This is a genomic window from Pyxidicoccus sp. M15, from assembly GCF_056858435.1.
This window is the reverse complement of sequence record NZ_CM166495.1, coordinates 8,339,302-8,356,815: the sequence shown is the minus strand read 5'-3', so window position 1 is coordinate 8,356,815 and position 17,514 is coordinate 8,339,302. Positions and strand designations below refer to the sequence as shown.

14 protein-coding genes are annotated in these 17,514 nt (G+C 70.9%); 12 read left to right on the top strand and 2 right to left on the bottom strand.

Going from position 1 to position 17,514, the window contains the following annotated elements; genetic code table 11:
• Positions 1 to 162: 162 nt before the first annotated feature.
• The 3 genes from leuS (at position 163) to lptE (ending at position 3,843) form a co-directional block, all read left to right on the top strand.
• Positions 163 to 2,664 carry a leucine--tRNA ligase gene (gene leuS / locus ACX9TP_RS30790; RefSeq protein WP_482974203.1) on the top strand — a complete coding sequence of 834 codons (2,502 nt, stop codon included), beginning with the start codon at positions 163 to 165 and terminating at the stop codon, positions 2,662 to 2,664.
• Between the two features lie 116 nt (positions 2,665 to 2,780).
• Positions 2,781 to 3,293 (top strand): hypothetical protein, encoded by a 513-nt coding sequence (locus ACX9TP_RS30785; protein WP_482974202.1) that lies wholly within the window; start codon positions 2,781 to 2,783, stop codon positions 3,291 to 3,293.
• A 31-nt stretch (positions 3,294 to 3,324) separates the two neighbouring features.
• The gene (gene lptE, locus ACX9TP_RS30780) at positions 3,325 to 3,843 is read left to right on the top strand and encodes an LPS assembly lipoprotein LptE (protein WP_482974201.1); all 519 of its coding nucleotides are present in this window, start codon (positions 3,325 to 3,327) and stop codon (positions 3,841 to 3,843) included.
• 72 nt (positions 3,844 to 3,915) lie between these two features.
• On the opposite strand, the gene rpsT is transcribed toward lptE, so the two are convergent.
• Complete coding sequence (rpsT, locus tag ACX9TP_RS30775; RefSeq protein WP_267861360.1) at positions 3,916 to 4,179, bottom strand: 30S ribosomal protein S20; 264 nt, start codon at positions 4,177 to 4,179, stop codon at positions 3,916 to 3,918.
• 137 nt (positions 4,180 to 4,316) lie between these two features.
• Positions 4,317 to 5,516: a nucleoside triphosphate pyrophosphohydrolase gene (gene mazG / locus ACX9TP_RS30770; RefSeq protein ID WP_482974200.1), complete on the bottom strand. Its 1,200-nt coding sequence runs from the start codon at positions 5,514 to 5,516 to the stop codon at positions 4,317 to 4,319.
• A gap of 117 nt (positions 5,517 to 5,633) precedes the next feature.
• Between mazG and ACX9TP_RS30765 the strand changes: the two genes are divergently transcribed.
• The 9 genes from ACX9TP_RS30765 (at position 5,634) to ACX9TP_RS30725 (ending at position 17,460) form a co-directional block, all read left to right on the top strand.
• Positions 5,634 to 7,841, top strand: a complete 2,208-nt coding sequence (locus ACX9TP_RS30765; protein WP_482974199.1) for a hypothetical protein — start codon at positions 5,634 to 5,636, stop codon at positions 7,839 to 7,841.
• A 6-nt stretch (positions 7,842 to 7,847) separates the two neighbouring features.
• Positions 7,848 to 8,966: a DUF4388 domain-containing protein gene (locus ACX9TP_RS30760; RefSeq protein ID WP_482974198.1), complete on the top strand. Its 1,119-nt coding sequence runs from the start codon at positions 7,848 to 7,850 to the stop codon at positions 8,964 to 8,966.
• Positions 8,967 to 9,055: 89 nt separating this feature from the next.
• Positions 9,056 to 10,132, top strand: coding sequence for a PhoH family protein (locus ACX9TP_RS30755; RefSeq protein WP_482974197.1), 1,077 nt, complete (start codon positions 9,056 to 9,058; stop codon positions 10,130 to 10,132).
• A gap of 133 nt (positions 10,133 to 10,265) precedes the next feature.
• A complete protein-coding gene (locus tag ACX9TP_RS30750) occupies positions 10,266 to 12,758 on the top strand; it encodes an HD family phosphohydrolase (RefSeq protein WP_482974196.1) in 2,493 nt (830 codons plus the stop codon).
• A 22-nt stretch (positions 12,759 to 12,780) separates the two neighbouring features.
• Positions 12,781 to 13,638, top strand: coding sequence for an rRNA maturation RNase YbeY (gene ybeY, locus ACX9TP_RS30745; RefSeq protein ID WP_482974195.1), 858 nt, complete (start codon positions 12,781 to 12,783; stop codon positions 13,636 to 13,638).
• Between the two features lie 99 nt (positions 13,639 to 13,737).
• Positions 13,738 to 15,063 (top strand): Lnb N-terminal periplasmic domain-containing protein, encoded by a 1,326-nt coding sequence (locus ACX9TP_RS30740; protein WP_482974194.1) that lies wholly within the window; start codon positions 13,738 to 13,740, stop codon positions 15,061 to 15,063.
• A 69-nt stretch (positions 15,064 to 15,132) separates the two neighbouring features.
• Positions 15,133 to 16,255, top strand: a protein-coding gene (prfB, locus tag ACX9TP_RS30735; protein WP_482974193.1) for a peptide chain release factor 2 whose coding sequence is annotated in 2 segments (ribosomal slippage) — positions 15,133 to 15,201 and positions 15,203 to 16,255 — 1,122 coding nt in all. Because the reading frame shifts where the segments join, the coding sequence is not laid out codon by codon here.
• A gap of 195 nt (positions 16,256 to 16,450) precedes the next feature.
• On the top strand, positions 16,451 to 17,080 hold the full coding sequence (locus tag ACX9TP_RS30730) for an RNA polymerase sigma factor (RefSeq protein WP_482974192.1): 630 nt from the start codon (positions 16,451 to 16,453) through the stop codon (positions 17,078 to 17,080).
• Positions 17,077 to 17,460 carry an anti-sigma factor family protein gene (locus tag ACX9TP_RS30725; RefSeq protein WP_482974191.1) on the top strand — a complete coding sequence of 128 codons (384 nt, stop codon included), beginning with the start codon at positions 17,077 to 17,079 and terminating at the stop codon, positions 17,458 to 17,460. Before ACX9TP_RS30730 ends, ACX9TP_RS30725 begins: the two co-directional genes overlap by 4 nt.
• Positions 17,461 to 17,514: the final 54 nt, after the last annotated feature.

Below are 17,514 nucleotides of genomic sequence, written 5' to 3'. Positions count from 1 at the left end.
AAGGACCGGTCGTCAGGGGTTCCCCCCAGTCAGCCGGTGTTTTCCGGCCCCGTCCGCCCCTCGAAGGGGCCTGCGCACCGTCCGGCAAGCACCTCGGGCGGGCGTGACGCGGAAAGACGTGTTGCCCCCGGGCCCGGCCCTCCCATAAGAGACCCATCGGACATGGCGATGAACGAGCGTTACGAGCCGCAGGCGATTGAAGGCAAGTGGCAGACCCGCTGGGACGAGGCGGGCATCTTCCGGGCGGGCAAGCGCCCGGGCGCACCCAAGAAGTACATCCTCGAGATGCTGCCGTACCCCAGTGGCAAGATGCACATGGGGCACGTGCGCAACTACCTCATCGGGGACGTGTACTCGCGCTACTACCTGATGCGCGGGTTCGACGTGCTGCACCCCATGGGCTGGGACGCCTTCGGCCTGCCCGCGGAGAACGCCGCCATCAAGGACGGCGTGCACCCGGCGGTGCGCACCGAGGAGAACATCGCCTCCTTCAAGAAGGAGATCAAAAGCCTCGGGTACGCGTACGACTGGGACCGCGAGGTCAACACCAGCCGGCCCGAGTACTACCGCTGGAACCAGTGGTTCTTCATCCAGATGCTGGAGCGCGGGCTCGTCTATCGACGCTTCAGCAAGGTGAACTGGTGCACCGGCTGCCACACCGTCATCGCCAACGAGCAGGTGAAGGACGGCGTCTGCGAGCGCTGCGACTCGCCCGTGGTGGACAAGGAGATGCCCGAGTGGGCGTTCCGCATCACCCGCTACTCGCAGGACCTGCTGGAGTCGCTCGACACGCTGAAGGAGTGGCCGGACCGCATCACCTCCATGCAGCGCAACTGGATTGGCCGCTCCGACGGGGCCGAGGCCGACTTCCGCGTGCAGGGACATGACGCCACGCTGCGCGTCTTCACCACCCGCATCGACACCATCTTCGGCTGCACCTACGTGGTGCTCGCGCCGGACCACAAGCTCGTGGCCCAGGTGACCACCCCCGAGCGCCGCGCGGAGGTGGACGCCTTCGCGAAGCGCATGGCCGCCCAGTCCAAGACGGAGCGCCTGGGCGAGGACGCGGAGAAGGAGGGCGTCTTCACCGGCGCCCACGCCGTGAATCCCTTCACCGGCCAGCCGGTGCCCATCTGGATCGCCAACTTCGTGGTGAGCGACTACGGCACCGGCGCGGTGATGAGCGTGCCCGCCCACGACGCGCGCGACTTCGCCTTCGCTCGCAAGTACAGCCTGCCCATCCAGGTCGTCATCCAGCCGGCCACCGGCGACAAGCTCCCCGAGGGCAGCAAGCTCGAGGCGGCCTACACGGAGTACGGCGTGCTGGTGGACTCGGGCGAGTACACGGGCCAGACGTCCGAGGCCGCGCGCCAGGCCATGGCCGCGAAGCTGGAGAAGGACGGCACGGGCAAGACCACGGTGACGTACCGCCAGAAGGACTGGGGCTTCAGCCGCCAGCGCTACTGGGGCACGCCCATCCCCATCGTCTACTGCGAGAAGTGCGACCCCCAGCGCCACGGCATCCCCGTGCCGGTGGACCAGCTCCCCGTGCGCCTGCCGGACATCGACACCCAGGCGGTGCTGACGGGCAAGGGCGAGCCGCCGCTGGCCAAGGTGGCCTCGTGGGTGAACACCACCTGCCCGAAGTGCGGCGGGCCGGCGAGGCGCGAGGCGGAGACGATGGACACCTTCGTCGACTCCTGCTGGTACTTCGCGCGCTACCTGTCGCCGCACTACGACGCCGCGCCGTTCGACCCGAAGGAGGCCCAGCGCTTCCTCCCCGTGGACGTCTACGTGGGCGGCCCCGAGCACGCGGTGATGCACCTGCTCTACTTCCGGTTCTGGACCCGCGTGATGAAGCTGCTGGGCCTGAGCCCCGTGGACGAGCCCGTGAAGCGGCTGATTACGCAGGGCATCGTCAACGGCCCGGACGGCCGGAAGATGTCCAAGCGCTGGGGCAACGTGGTGGCGCCTGCCTCCATCGTCCAGAAGTACGGCGCGGACACCGCGCGCGCGTACGTGCTCTTCGCCGGCCCGCCGGAGCGCGACTTCGACTGGTCCGATGACCAGGTGGAGGGCGTCTTCCGCTTCCTCAAGCGCGTCTGGACGCTGGCGGCCACGCACCACGCCGCGGTGGCCGGCGCCACGCACGACGGCGCGTACGAGGGCAAGGCGCTGGAGACGCGCCGCGCCGCGCACAAGTGCCTCAAGCGGGTGGGCGAGGCGCTGGAGCGCCTGTCCTTCAACACCGCCATCGCCGGCATCATGGAGTGCGTCAATGCGCTCTACGCGCAGGGCACGCCGGAGACGCCCGCGGAGAAGGCCGCCATGGCCGAGGCCATCCGGCTGCTCGCGGTGGTGCTGACGCCCTTCGCCCCGCACATCGCGGACGAGCTGGCGGAGGCGTACGGGGCAAAGGAGCTCACCGTGTCCCGGCCGTGGCCGGACTTCGACCCGGCGCTGGTGGTGGACGACGTCATCCCCTACGCCGTGCAGGTGAACGGCAAGCTGCGCGCGGAGATTCGCGTCGCGGCGGACGCGGGCGAGGCGGACGTGCGCGCGGCGGCGGAGGCGGACGAGAAGGTGCAGGCGGCGATGGCCGGCAAGACGCTGCGCAAGTTCGTCTTCGTCCCCAAGCGGCTGGTGAACTTCGTCGTCGGCTAGGGCGGGGACCTCCGGTGCCCGTCGAAGTCCTCGTCATGTGCGGTGCGTGCGGGCGGCCCCAACCGGCGGGCAGCCCGCGCTGCATTGCCTGCGGGGCCCCGCTGCCGGATGCGCCCGTGCCTTCGGGACCGGGAGGCCGGGCGCCCTTCCTCGACGCGGACCTGGGCGGTGGGCGCTCCCTGTCCGGTGAGGGGGAGCGGCTCTCCTACCGGGCCGCGTCCACGCAGTCTCCGCAGGAAGTGGAGCTGGGCAGCCTGCGCGGCGTGGAACTGCAGACGCATTTCTTCCGCGAGGCGCTCGTCCTCGTGGCCTTCGCCGTGCTGGGCTTCGTGGCCCGCGCGCCCGCGCTGAAGGCGCTGTCCTTCGGCGTGGCGGCGCTGGGCGTGCTGCTGGCCGTGGTGTGCCGCTCCCACGTGCTCGTCCTGGAGACGTCCGCGTCCGGCAGGGTGCGCTGGCCGCTGGGGCTGGCGCGCCGCGGCTCCGAGCGGGACGCGCGCCTGCTGGCCGCCTGGAACACGCTGGCGGACGTGGTACGCGCGCGGGGCGTGCCTGTGCGGGTGGCGGGCTCTCCGCCGGCGGAGCCGCCTCCGCCCCGGCCTCCGGGGCCGAACGACGGCCCTCGCGCTTGACGGGCAGGTGCGGCCGGGTAGGGTGCCGCGCATGTCGCGTCCCTCCGCGCCCGTGTCGCAGCGCTTCCGTCTGGCCGTGGGCGTGTGGGGGGCCTGCGTGGCCGCCAGCGCTGGGTGTGGCTACCGCTTCGTCGGGAAGGGCGAGGGCCTGCCGGAAGGCGTGACGGCCCTCTGCGCGCCCGTCTTCACCAACGACACGCCGGAGCCCGCGCTGGAGACGACCTTCACGCGCTACCTGCGCCAGGAATTGACGCGGGTGGGGCGGCTGTCGAGCGGGACGGCATGCGACGCGCGCCTGGAGGGCACGGTGCTCTCGGTGTGGAACTCGCCCACCATCGCCGGCAACTACTTCCGCATCTCCGCCAATGCCCGCTTGAGGCTGGTGAAGGACGGACAGGTCCTCAAGGAGACGCAGGTGGGCGGCACCGAGGACTACCTGCTGGGGACGGGAGACATCCTGGAGGCCGAGGCCAACCGTCAGGCCGCGCTGGACCGCTTGGCGGAGGTGCTCATGCGCGATGGGTACGATCGGCTGGCCAGCGCCTGGTGAGGAGACCGAAGCCTCCTCCCGGCAGCCTGCTCAGGAAGCCAAGGGGCCGCGCGAGGCGGCCCCGGGGACAGCTCAGGCCTTGGCCTTCGCGGCGGCCTTGGCGAGGCGGGAGATGCGGCGAGAAGCGGTGCGCTTGTGCAGCACGCCCTTCGAGGCGGCCTTGTTCAGCGCCTTGGAGGCCGCCTTCAGCGCGTCCGTCGGGTTCCCACCCTTGGTGGCGAGCGCCTCACGGGCGGACTTCACGGCGGTCTTCACCTCGCCACGGACGGTGACGTTGCGCGCGCGACGCTTGAGGGACTGACGGTGACGCTTCTCTGCGGACTTGGTGTTGGCCAAGGAAATCTCCAGCGGAATGGCAGGCTAAAAGAGGCGCCGTCCTTACTGCGACGCTTCACGGGCGTCAAGGCAGGTGTGCGCGTCAGACCGGCTTTTCCGGACTGAGGGTGCGCACCCCGGGCTCCTGCCGGTGAGAATCAACCAGCGGAGGTCGCGTATTCCCACACCAGCCCGGCGGCGTCGCGGAAGGTGAGGCGTCCCTCCTGGAATTCGCCCCCGGTGCCGGGGCGGACCTCCTCCAGCGCGGCCCTCAGCCGCTCCACGGCGCCGAGCGACGGGGCCTCCAGCGTCAGGATCAGCGCCCCACCCCCGGCGGGGGCCGTCCCCGCCCGCGCGCCCGAGAAGACGACCCGCAGCGCGCCATCGCCGTAGGCGGCCTCGTCCGGGCCGGCGCGCACGCGGCTCCACCCCAGCCGGGGCGCCACCGCGTCCCAGAAGGCGCGCTGGGCGGGCAGGTCCGCCACCTGGAAGCGCAGGGTGGACAGGGCGGCGCGAGGCAACCAGGCGGGCGGAGGCAGGGCCTTCTCCTTCACCTTCGCGGCCTGCCAGTGTCGCTCCATGTGCTCCAGGGTGGCCCCGCCGAAGGGGACGCCCTCGGCGCGCAGCTCGGACTCGATGTGCTGGAAGCGCGTGGTGAAGCGGCGGATGGCCATCCGCAGCGCGTCCTCGGCGGGCGTCTTGATGAAGCGCGCCAGGTTGGCCAGGGAGAAGAGGACGTCGCCCAGCTCGTGCTCCATGGCGTCCCGGCTGCCGGAGGCAATGGCCTCGTCCAGCTCGTCCAGTTCCTCCGCCAGCTTGCCGCGCACGCCCGCGAGGTCCGGCCAGTCGAAGCCGATGCGGCTGGCCTTCTCGGTGAGGCGCTCGGCCCGCATCAGCGCGGGCGCGGCGACGGGCACCCCGTCCAGCACGGAGCCCTCGCTGCCCGTCTTCCGCTTCTTCTCCTCGGCCTTGAGCTTCGCCCAGTTGGCCAGCACCTGCTCGGAGCCCTCCACGCGCTCCTCGCCGAAGACGTGCGGGTGCCGCCGGGTGAGCTTGTCGCTGATGCCCTTCGCCACGTCGGCCATCGTGAACTCGCCCAGCTCCGCGCCCAGTTGCGCGTGGAAGACCACCTGGAAGAGCAAATCACCCAGCTCCTCGCACAGCGTGCGCCAGGAGCCGCCGTACCCGACGCGGTCCATCTCCTCCAGAACCTCGAAGGCCTCCTCGAGGAGGTAGGGGCGCAGCGAGCGCAGGTCCTGCTCCCTGTCCCACGGGCAGCCGTTCTCGGCCCGCAGCCGCCGCATGATGTCCACCAGTCGCTCCAGCTCGGCCCCGGGGTTTCGCGTCGTGTCCACCATGCTCGGTCCTGTAGCACGCGACGTAACCCCCAGAACGGACAAAGGCGGGCAGGAGGGCAGGGGAGTTGGCGTTCGTTTTCGTGGTTTGACCTGGGTCGCCTATCATCCGCCCCCTGGATGATCCGCCACCCGCTCCTCGCCTTCGCCCTCTGCGGCCTCGCGCTTCTGGCTCCAGGGGTGGCGACCGCGCAGATTGAAGCGCCGTCCCGCCTCCAGGAGGTGGATCCGGGCGCCGTCGAACCCGACCTGCGCGACGACTCCTCCTATGACCCGGGGGATCAGCCCGTGGAGGACATCCCCGACGAGCCCGAGCCCCCGCCCGCGCAGGACGATGATGTCCCGCCCGCGAAGGCCACCCGGGGGGCGAAGGGCGGCAAGGGCGCGAAGGACGTGGACGCCGTCCCCGCCAGCGCGAAGACGCTGTCCCCGGCCGTCCCCGTCGCGGAGCCCGCGGTGCCCGCCCCGCCGCCCCGCTCGGCGGTGTCGCCGGTGCTGGCGCCGAGGATGACGGACGCGGAGGTGCTCGCGGTGTGGGACCGCTGGCGCCAGGCCCGCGCGACGAATGACACGGCCTCCGCGGACAAGGCGCTGAAGGCGCTGGTGACGCTGCGCGCGGAGCTGGTGGCGTCGGACCTGGAGCCGCTCAGCGTGGGCTTGCTGCGCGAGTCCGCCGTGCGGCGCCGGGCGGGCGACATGGCCGGCGCGGTGCGGCTGGCGGAGCTGGCGGTGGAGCTGTCCCCGGGGCTGCCCTACGCCCGCTTCGGGCTCGCGGAGGCGTACGCGCTGGCGGAGCCGGGCAACGTGTCGCGCTACCTGGGCGAGGCGCGCGCCGCCTTCACGGAGCTGCTGCGGGACGCGCGCTACCGCCGGCCGGTGCTGGCGGACCTGGGCGCGCTGGCGCTGATGGCCTGGGCGGCCACGGCCGCGGCCCTGGTGGGGCTCTTGTTCCTGCGCCGCGTGCGCTACGCGCTGCACGACTTCCACCACCTGCTGCCGCGCGCGATGGCGCGGTGGCAGTCCGCGCTGCTGGGCGTGGCGCTGCTGGCGCTGCCGGTGGCGCTCGGGCTGGGCGGGGTGACGGTGCTGCTGGTGATGCTGGGCGCGGTGGCCCTGTACCTCTCCCGCGCGGAGCGGACGGTGGCGGCGGTGCTGGTGGCGGGCGTCGGGCTGCTGCCGCTGGCGGCCGGGCAGCTCGCGCGGGTGACGGCCTTCGCCGGCACGCCCGCCGAGGACGTCTACCTCCTGGAGCGCGGCGGCCTGTCCGCGGAGGCGGCCATGGCGCGGGTGCTCGCGCGGCAGGAGTCCCGCGTGGCCACCTTCGCCGAGCTGGACGCGCTGGCGCACTACGAGTCGCGCCGGGGGCTGCTGGAGGATGCGAAGGCGCACTACAAGGCGGCCTCCGCGCTGCGCAGCGGCGACGCGCGGCTCTTGACCCGCTTCGGCAACACGCTGGTGGGGCTGGGGGACGCGGAAGGCGGGGCACAGCTCTACGTCCAGGCCGCCCAGGCGGACCCGCTGCTGGCCGCGCCGCACTACAACCTGGCCCAGGTGCACCGCCGCCGGGCGAAGACGCTGCCGGACTCGGAGGTGGGCCAGGAGCTGGACCGCGCCGCCACCGCCATCGCCGCCGCGCAGGCGCTGGACGGCTCGCTGCTGGGACGGGATCCGCCCCCCGAGGACCGGCTGCTGCTCAACCTGCTGATGCTGGCCCCGCCGCGGCCGGAGGCGGAGTGGCTGTCGCTCGCGGACGGCACGGAGGCGGGGCGCCGCGTCCAGGCGCAGCTGGGGCGCTGGCTGCTGCCGGGCGTGGCGCCGGGGCCGGTGGCCTGGGCGGTGCCCGCGGCGCTGGCGGTGCTGCTGGCCCTGTGGGGGCTGGCGGGTGAGAAGCTCAAGGCCGCGAAGGTGTGCGAGCGCTGCGGCCGCGCCGTCTGCGTGAGGTGCGACCCGGAGCTGGGCGTGGGCAGCAAGCAGTGTGGCCAGTGCGTGAATGTCTTCTCGCGCAAGGGCCTGGTGCCGCAGCAGCTGCGCAACCGCAAGCAGGGGCAGGTGGAGCGCCACCAGGCCTGGGCGGGCCGGCTGTCGTACGCGCTGGGCGCCGTGCTGTCCGGCGCGGGCCACGTCGCCTCCGGAGTGCCGGTGCGCGGCGCGCTCTACGCCTTCTTCTTCCTCTTCGCGCTGGCCGCGACGCTGCTCCACCACGGGGTGGTGCGCGCGCCGTACGGTGACGCGCCGCTGTACCTCAAGCTGGTGCCGGCGGTGCTGCTGCTCGTCGGTGTCCACCTGCTGTCGCTGCGCGGCCTGCGCCGGCTGCGGCGGGGGGAGTGAGAGAACATGTCCCTCCAGGGAACACTGAAGGACTTCGGCATCGGCGACATCCTGCAGCTCATCGGGCAGCAGCAGAAGACGGGCACGCTGCACTTCCGGAACAAGGACCAGGAGGTCCGCGTCGGCTTCAAGGACGGCCACATCATCAAGGCCGAGAGCCTCACCCGCAAGCGCAAGGACCTCATCGGCAACATGCTGGTGCGCTCCGAACTCATCACCGAGATGCAGCTGGAGGCCGCGCTGGAGACGCAGAAGCGCACCCTCAAGCGGCTGGGGGACGTGCTCGTCTCCAGCCAGGCCCTCACCGCCGAGCGCTTCCAGTCGATGATGCAGCTGCAGGCGACCGAGACGCTCTACCGCCTCTTCACGTGGAAGGCGGGCACCTATGAGTTCATCCAGGAGCCCGTGGAGCCCGACGCCGAGGCCATCCACCCCCTGCGCGCCGAGACGGTGCTCATGGAGGGCTTCCGGATGGTGGACGAGTGGCCCGTCATCCGGAAGAAGATCCACCGCGACGACCTGACCTTCGAACGCCTCAAGGCGCTCCCCCAGCCCCGGCCGGGTGAGGAGGGCGGGGAGCTGGGCTCCATCGGCCCCACCGAGCGGCGCGTCTACGAGGAGATCTCCCCCGGACGCGACTTGCGCAAGCTCGTGGACGTCTGCTGCCTGGGCGAGTTCGAGACCTGCAAGGCCCTCTTCAACCTGGTGAAGGGGGAGTACGTGCGCGCCGTCCACCCGGAAGGTGTGCGTGCGCCCGCGCCAGGGGACGAGCGCCTGCTCGCCCGGGTGGGCGGCACGGTGGGCCGCGTGGTGGCCACCATGGTGGTCCTGGCCGCGCTGGCGCTCGTCGTCTCCCGGAGCGCGTACGCGAGCCCCGAGGGCCTCGCCGCCACGTCCTTCACGGATCCGGCGGCCCAGCGTCATGTTTCCGAGGCCCAGCGCGTCCGCATCGCCGCGGCGCTCGAAGTGTTCCGTCTGGAACGTGGAGAGCTCCCGGAACGCCTGGATTCTTTGGTACAGGCAGGATTGTTGGAGTCGGAAGAGCTCAGCTACCCCTGGCGGGAGCAGTACTATTACCGACGGATTGCCGCCCGGCAGTTCGTCCTCCTGCCACCCTTGCGCTAGTCCTGGACGAAAGTCGTCTTTCGCACCCCGGGGCCCGGCGTTACGTTGTGGTCAGCCGTTGTGACGTCCTGACCGAGGAACGACCCGCATTGCGAAATCCCGCCACGTTGGAATCGCCCGAAGTCCTCACCACCTCCGCCTCAGCCAAGGTGGACGTTCGTGACAACGCGACCGCCCTGGCCCTCTGCGGCAACCAGAACGAAAACCTCAAGTTGATGGAGCGGCGGCTCGGTGTTCGCGTCGGACAGCGGGGGACCGAGTTCCACCTGTCCGGGCCTTCGGACGCCGTGGCCTTCGCCGTGCGCCTCCTGGAGAACCTGGAGGAGATGATCCGCGCGGGCCGTCCCGTCTACCGCGAGGACGTGGAGCAGGGCATCAAGGTGCTCGGGCGCGGCGGGGCGGAGTCCCTCCAGGAGGTCATGCTCGGGCCCGTGCTGAAGAGCTCCGGCAACCGCCAGATTTCGCCCAAGAGCATCAACCAGAAGCGGTACGTGGACGCCATCCGCGCCCACGACATCGTCTTCGGCATCGGCCCCGCCGGTACGGGCAAGACGTACCTGGCCATGGCCATGGCGGTGGCCTTCCTGCAGGAGCGCAAGGTCAAGCGCATCATCCTCGCGCGCCCCGCGGTGGAGGCCGGAGAGAAGCTGGGCTTCCTCCCGGGAGACCTGCAGGAGAAGGTGAACCCCTACCTGCGCCCGCTGTACGACGCGCTCCACGACATGATGGCGGCCGAGCGCGCCGCCCAGCTGCTGGAGCAGGGCGTGGTCGAAGTGGCCCCGCTGGCCTTCATGCGCGGCCGCACGCTGAACGACGCCTTCGTCATCCTCGACGAGGCGCAGAACACCACCGTGGAACAGATGAAGATGTTCCTGACGCGGCTTGGCTACAACAGCAAGGCGGTCATCACCGGTGACGTGACGCAGGTGGACCTGCCCACCGGGAAGATGTCCGGCCTCAACCACGCGCGCTCGGTGCTGAAGAACGTCGAGGGCATCCACTTCGCGGAGTTCTCCGAGGTGGACGTGGTCCGCCACCCGCTCGTCCAGGAAGTCATCCGCGCGTATGACCGCGCGGAGCTGGCCAAGCTCGAGGCCCAGGTCGCCCGCGAGGCGGCCGCAGGTACCTCGCAGCACGCCGCAGCCGCGCCCGTCGGTAGCGAGTGACGGCGCGCTCGCCCACGTACGCCCACCCGCGCATACCCTGCCGGGCGGGCGTACGGAATCCCACCCTCGTGAATTTTCCCTGGCGTTGCGTCCTTGATGGAGCCGCAACGCCTTATCTAGGGTGAGGACCCCCATGGCCGAACCGGAAACGCAGCCCCCCGGGCCCAGTCCGCTGGACGCGCTCGCCGACCGCCTCGGACTGGGCAACGGCGTCTGGGGCCGGCGTGCCATCCAGGTCATCCTGCTGGTCGCGGTGGCGGTGGGGGCCGGCTTCGTCATCTCCCCGGGGCTCTACAGCCAGCAGATTCCGGCACTGACCGAGGAGCACCTCGGCAAGCCGTTCCGTGCCAGCTCCCCGGCGGGCTTCAAGGCCGCGCGCGACTACGAAATCGTCCACCGCGCCATGACGCAGCAGCGGCGCCAGGATGCCCGCGGCGCCGTCCGCCCCGTGTACGACCTGAACCCCGCCGTGGTGGGCAGCCTGCGCACCACGGTGAGCGCCGCCTTCCGCACCATGCGCGAGCGCCTGGACGAGCTCGCCGAGGCGCAGGCCGAGCAGGAGCCCGAGGAGGGGCGCCGCCGCAAGCCGCAGGCGCCCTCCGCGGAGGAGGTGGAGCGCGAGCGCCGCGCCCGCGAGGCGATGCTGGCGGAGTTCCAGGAGCTGCTCTTCGGCCAGCGGGACTCGGGGCTGGAGGCGGAGGACTTCCAGGCGCTGTACGCCACGCGCTTCTCGCCGGAGGCGGAGACGGCCACGCTGCTGGTACTGGAGCGGGCCTACCGCTCCGAGCGGGGCCCGGTGTACGTGGCGGGCTCGCGCGACGAGCTGGCGCGCGAGGCGCCGCAGGGGCTCACCGTCCGCGACGTGGTGAACAAGGGCGAGGACACGCTGCCCGGCGCCGCGCCGCAGGTGATGGACGTGCGCGAGGCGCAGCAGGAGATGGACCGCTTCGCCTCCATCCCCGGCAACCTGCTGCCGGACGCGCCCGGCGTGCAGCGCCGCTCCGTGCTGCGGCTGGCCAAGCGGCTGGTGCGGCCCAACCTCACCATCAACATCGCGGAGACGGACGCGCGGCGCACCCAGGCGGCGCAGGCGGTGAAGGACGCCGTCATCTCCATCAAGAAGGGCCAGCGCGTCATCGGCGACGGCGAGCTCGTCAACGAGACGCACCTGGTGGTGCTGCGCGGCATGCGCGCGGAGACGGACCAGCTGGACCTCTTCTGGCTCCAGCTGGGTGGCACGGGGCTGGTGGGGCTGCTGGTGGTGTCCGCGTACGCCTTCTGCCGCGCGGCCTTCCGGCGCTTCCGCCCCACGCGCAAGGACGGGCTCCTGCTGGGCCTGTTGCTGGTGGGCCTCCTGGGCCTGCTCCAGGTCTGGGTGTCCATCGCGGACGCGGTGCAGGACCGGTACACCGCGCTGCCGATTGAGGCCTTCTATTACGCCTTCCCGGTGGCGGCCGGCGCCATGCTGGTGCGCTTCATCCTCACGCAGGAGCTGGCGCTCTTCTTCGCGCTGGTCATCTCCTGCCTCGCCGGCGTCATGCTGAGCAACTCGCTGGCCTTCGGCATCTACACGCTGGTGGGCTCGCTCGTGGCGGCCGACCGCATCGTCAAGGCCAAGGACCGCGTGGGCATCTTCCGCGCGGGCCTCCTGACGGGCGCGACGAACATGGTCGCCGTGGTGTTCCTGTTCCTCGTGGAGGGCAAGGGGCTGGCGGGCGACACGCTCATCACCGCGCTGTGCGCCTTCGTGGGCTCCACGCTGGCCGTGCCGGTGATGGTGATGGCGCTGACGCCGCTCATCGAGTCCACCTTCGGCTACGCCTCGGACATCAAGCTGCTGGAGCTGGCCAACCTGAACCACCCGGCGCTCAAGGAGCTCATCGTCCAGGCGCCCGGCACCTACCACCACTCCATCATCATCGGCTCGCTGGTGGAGAACGCGGCGGAGACCATCGGCGCCAACCCGCTCCTGGCGCGCTCGTGCGCGTACTACCACGACATCGGGAAGGGGAAGAATCCGCTCTACTTCGGGGAGAACCAGAAGGGCGAGAACCGCCACGACACGCTCGCCCCCGCGATGAGCGCCGTCATCATCAAGCGCCACGTGACGGAGGGGCTGGAGATGGCCCGGCAGTACCGGCTGCCCAAGCTGGTGGCGGACGCCATTCCGCAGCACCACGGTACGCGCACGGTGGGCTACTTCTACCACAAGGCGTTGAAGGAGCAGGAGGGCAAGGAAGGCGCGCCCCCCATCGACGAGAGCATCTACCGCTACCCAGGCCCCAAGCCGCAGTTCCGCGAGGCGGCGCTGGTGATGATTGCGGACGCGGTGGAGGCCTCCACGCGCTCCATGCCGGACCCCACCACGCCCAAGCTGCAGGCGCAGGTGCAGAAGATCATCAACCTCATCTTCTCCGAGGGGCAGCTGGACGAGTGTGATTTGACGCTGAAGGACCTGAACCTCATCGCGCAGTCCTTCCTGCACACGCTGGAGGGCATCTACCACACGCGTCCGGCGTACCCGGCGGGCGCGGTGGGCGGTGGCAAGGCGCCGCCGCTGGTGGTGGCGGGCGGGGTGAAGGTGTCGGACGGCAAGGACAAGGCACGCACCGCGGGGATGTCATGAGCACGGCGCGAGGAGCAACGGTGTGAGACTCCGCAAGGGGAAGCTGATTCCCCGCGACGACGGCAAGCGCATCGAGGAGTTCGTGGGAGCGGCCACCACCGGCACGGAGGCGGCCTCCGTTGCGCGGATGCTCGCCCCACCGGGCTGGTCCGAGCCGGCGCAGCGCCCCGAGTTCGACGAGGTGGTCATCGTCCTCACCGGCGAGCTGACGGTGGTGGTGGAAGGCCGCCGCGAGCGCGTGGCCGCGGGCGAGGTGGGCCTGGTGCCGCGCGGCAAGCGCGTGGTGTACCGCAACGACGGGCAGGGCGCGTGCGACTACTGGTCCGTTTGCGCACCGGCCTTCCGCCCGGAGCTGGCGCACATGGAGGCGCCCGCGCCGCGCGAGGCCGAGTACCACGTCACGGTGCAGGTGGCGCACGGCCAGGGGCGCGAGTACTCACGGCTGTTGTCGGGCTGGGCGCGCGACTACCTCAAGCAGCTGGGCCTGTCCGGCTGCGAGCTGTCGCTGTCGCTGGTGGACGACAGGGCCATCCGCCGCCTCAACCGCACCTGGCGCAACAAGGACAAGGCGACGGACGTGCTCAGCTTCCCCGCGGGGGAACTGCCCAAGGGCACGCCGGGGCCGCGCCCGCTGGGCGACGTGGTCATCTCGCTGGACACCGCGAAGAAGCAGGCCAAGGAGTACGGCCGCACCCTGGAAGCGGAGATGGCGCGCTACCTGGCGCACGGCCTCCTGCACCTCCTGGGGCACGACCACGAGAAGCCGCGCGACGCGAAGCGGATGGCGGCGCTGGAGGAGCAGCTGCTGGGCGAGCACGGCATGGTCGCGGACTCGCTCCAGGTGGATGCGAAGGCGCGCCGGGCCCGCAGCCTGATGTAGGCCCTTCCTCGGCCCCCCGCCGGACAATCCGGCATCCTCCGGTTGAGTCGGGCGGCACGCATGATAGGTAGGCCGCCTCCCGTGTGTTGGACGGACTCCATGCCCCGCCTGTCACTCATCGCCACCTGCCTGCTCGGCCTGCTTCTGTGGACGGCCCCGGCCCACGCGCGCGAGATTTCCATTCCGCCCTGGGGCTCCGGGCAGAGCCAGGGTGAGGACCTGTCCATCTGGCTGGTGACGTTCAGCCCCGGGGACGACGTGCCCTCGTGGTGGGGGCACGGCTCGCTGGTGGTGGAGGACAAGCGGCTTGGGCAGCAGCGCCTCTACAACTACGGGATGTTCACCTTCAACGACACCATGCTGGCCCGCTTCGCCATGGGCCGGCTGGAGTTCTGGGTGGGCCACTCGTCCGTCGGCTCCACCTTCCGCTACTACCAGGCGGAGGACCGCGACGTCCGCATCCAGGAGCTGAACCTCACCCCCGAGCAGCGCGTCGTCGTCGCGAAGCGGCTGGCGGACAACGTGCTGCCGGAGAACCGCGAGTACCTGTACCACCATTACAACGACAACTGCGTCACCCGGCTGCGCGACATGATTGACGTCGCCACGGGCGGGCAGCTGAAGGAGATGGACCGGGCCCCGGGGCGCATGACGCTGCGCGAGCACACGCGGCGCTACACCGCCGTGAATGCGCCCATGAGCGTGCTGCTCGACTTCATGATGAATGATGAAATCGATCATCCCATCACGAAGTGGGAGGAGGCCTTCCTCCCGGACGAGCTGGAGACGCAGGTGGCGGCGCTGCAGGTGAAGGGCGCGGACGGGACGCCGCAGTCGCTGGCGGCGAAGACCTGGAACTACTACGAGTCCCCCACGCGCAAGCGCCCGCCCGCGGAGCCTCCGGCGTGGGGCCCCTGGATTCTGGCGCTCGGCGTGGCGCTCGGCGGCGCGGCGCTGGGCCTGGCGGCGTGGGAGCGGAAGGGCAGCCGGGTGGCGCGGCTGCTGCTCGCGCTGGAGAACGCGGTGCTGGGGCTCGCGCTCGGCATCCCCGGCACGGCGCTGTTCATCATGTGGCTGGTGACGGACCACACGGTGACGTACCGGAACGAGAACCTCTTCCTCGCCAACCCGCTGACGCTGCTGGCGCTGCCCTTCGGCGTGGCGCTGATGTGGAACAGCACGAAGGCGCGCGCCCGCCTGTTCAAGGTGTGGCTGGTGCTGGCGGCCTCGGGCCTGCTGGGCGTGGTGCTCAAGATTCTGCCGCCGTTCGACCAGGACAACTGGCGCCTCATCGCGCTCATCCTGCCCATCTCCGTGGGCATGGCCGGCGCCTTCGGGCTGGACCGGGTGCTGGCGCGCCTTCGCGGCGCGGACCGCGCGTCAGCCGGGCGGGGGGATGCCGTCCCTTCGCTCAAGACTCCCTGACCCTTTTTTCCTCTCAACCCCTTCCCGAGCGCGGCGGGCGAATGCCACCGCGGACACGAGGACGACACCATGGCGAACGATTCGATGGAGAAGATCAACGGCCTGAGGGAGCGCGTGTTGGCGCTCCGGGGGCATCTTTGACCTCGACCGCAAGCGCTCGCGCATCGCGCTGATCGAGAGGGAGTCCACGCTCCCCACCTTCTGGGACGACCACGCCAAGGCCCAGGGGATGTTGAAGGAGAAGTCCACGATGGAGGCCAGCGTGGGCGCCTACGACAAGGTGATGCGCGGCCTGGACGACGCGCAGGCCCTGCTGGAGCTGGCGGCCGAGGCCAACGACGCGGACACCGCGAAGGAGGCGGAGGGCTCGCTGGAAGGCCTGGAGGGCGACGTCGCGAAGCTCGAGCTGGCGCGCATGTTGTCCGGCGAGCAGGACCGCAGCAGCTGCTTCATGGACATCAACGCCGGCGCCGGTGGCACGGACTCCATGGACTGGGCCGCCATGCTGTTGCGGATGTACTCGCGCTACTGCGAGACCAAGGGCTGGAAGGTGGAAATCAACGACGAGGTGCCGGGCGAGGAGGCGGGCTTCAAGAACGTCTCCCTGCGCATCGAAGGCGACTTCGCCTACGGCTACCTCAAGGCGGAGGTCGGCGTGCACCGGCTGGTGCGCATCAGCCCGTTCGACGCCAACGCGCGGCGCCAGACGGCCTTCGCGTCCGTGGACGTCTATCCGGAGGTGGACGACACCATCCAGATCGACATCCCGGAGAAGGACATCGACCTGAAGTTCATCCGCGGCGGCGGCGCGGGCGGTCAGAAGGTGAACAAGACGTCGTCCACCGCGCAGCTGCGCCACCTGCCCACCGGCATCATCATCACCTGCCAGACGGAGCGCTCGCAGTCGGCCAACAAGGACATGGCCTTCAAGATTCTGCGCGGCCGCCTGTTCGAACTGGAGATGAAGAAGCGCGAGGCCGCGCGCGACGCGGCGGAGGCGCAGAAGAAGGACATCTCCTTCGGCTCGCAGATTCGCAGCTACGTGCTCGCCCCGTACCGCATGGTGAAGGACCTGCGCACCGGCGTGGAGACGGGCAACGTGGACGCGGTGCTGGACGGCGACCTGGATGAGTTCGTCACCGCACAGCTGCTCGGGGTGAAGAACCCCAACCGCAGCGCGGGCGCGGACTAGGTCCTCAGCGCGTCCTCCCCGGCCCCCGTCACACCCCGGGCCGGGTCCTGACGCCCCGGGCCCGCCGCTTCGCCACGCACTCCGGGAACCTTTTTCCCGGCCCCGCTGTCCGAGGGCGCACGGGGCAGGGGACGGGGTAGGCTGAAGGGACGGTGGCACCTCCATGGACGGAGGGGCTGTCGCGGGAGGACACCGGTGACGTCGGGCGGCGTGCTCGAAATCGGACAGGAAGGGCCGGCCGTCGCCGAGGCGTCCGAGGCCCGGCGACAGGACGTGGCGCTGCTCAACCGGCTGCGCCGTGGGGACCCGGACGCCTTCGAGCTGCTGGTGCGCACGCACCAGGACCGGCTCTACGACTTCTGCGTGCGCATGGTGGGAGACCGCGAGGAGGCGCACGACCTGGTGCAGGAAATCTTCGTCAGCGTCCACCAGAACGTCCGCCGCTTCCGCGAGGACTCGAAGCTGTCCACCTGGCTGTTCCGGATTACGAAGAACCACTGCATCAACCGGCTGAAGTACCTCAAGCGCCGGGGCCGGGGCCGCTCGGAGGAGTACGACGAGGCCAGTGCCCTCTGGGTGGACGGGCCCGGGGCCCCGCCCGCGCCGGACGCGGCGCTCGAGTCCGCCCGCGAGCGCGCCCGTGTCCAGTGGGCCATCTCCCAGCTGGAGCCGGACGCACGCATGCTGGTGGCCCTGCGCGACATCGAGGGCCTGAGCTACGACGAAATCATCGAGATTACCGAGCTGCCCGAGGGCACGGTGAAGAGCAGGCTGCACCGGGCGCGGGAAAAGCTGGCGGACCTCCTGGGGCGGCTTGAGCCATGACCCTCATCCATCGCAAACTCCCGGACGTGGACCCGCGGATGAACCACCGCGAGGCGAGGGCCCTGTTCCTCGCACTCGCCGACGACGAACTGCCCGCCCCCAAGGCGCAGGCGGTGCGTACCCACCTGGACGGCTGCGAGGACTGCCGCAAGGGCTGGGAGGGCTACGCGTTCACCCTGCAGCGGCTCAAGGGCGTGGAGCGGGAGAAGGCCCCGCCCGCGCTCGCCACGCAGGTGATGAACCGGGTGCGCCGCCAGCGCCGCTTCGGCCTGCGCGGCCTGCACACGAAGCACGTGCACTACCGCGTCCCGGTGGAAATCATCATCCCCCTGCTCCTGGGGGCCGCGGTGGCCGCGTTCCTCTTCATGGCTGCTCCCTGACCGTCCGTCGCTGTGTTGCGTTGCTTCCGGGGGGAGCCTTGGCTACGGTGCCGC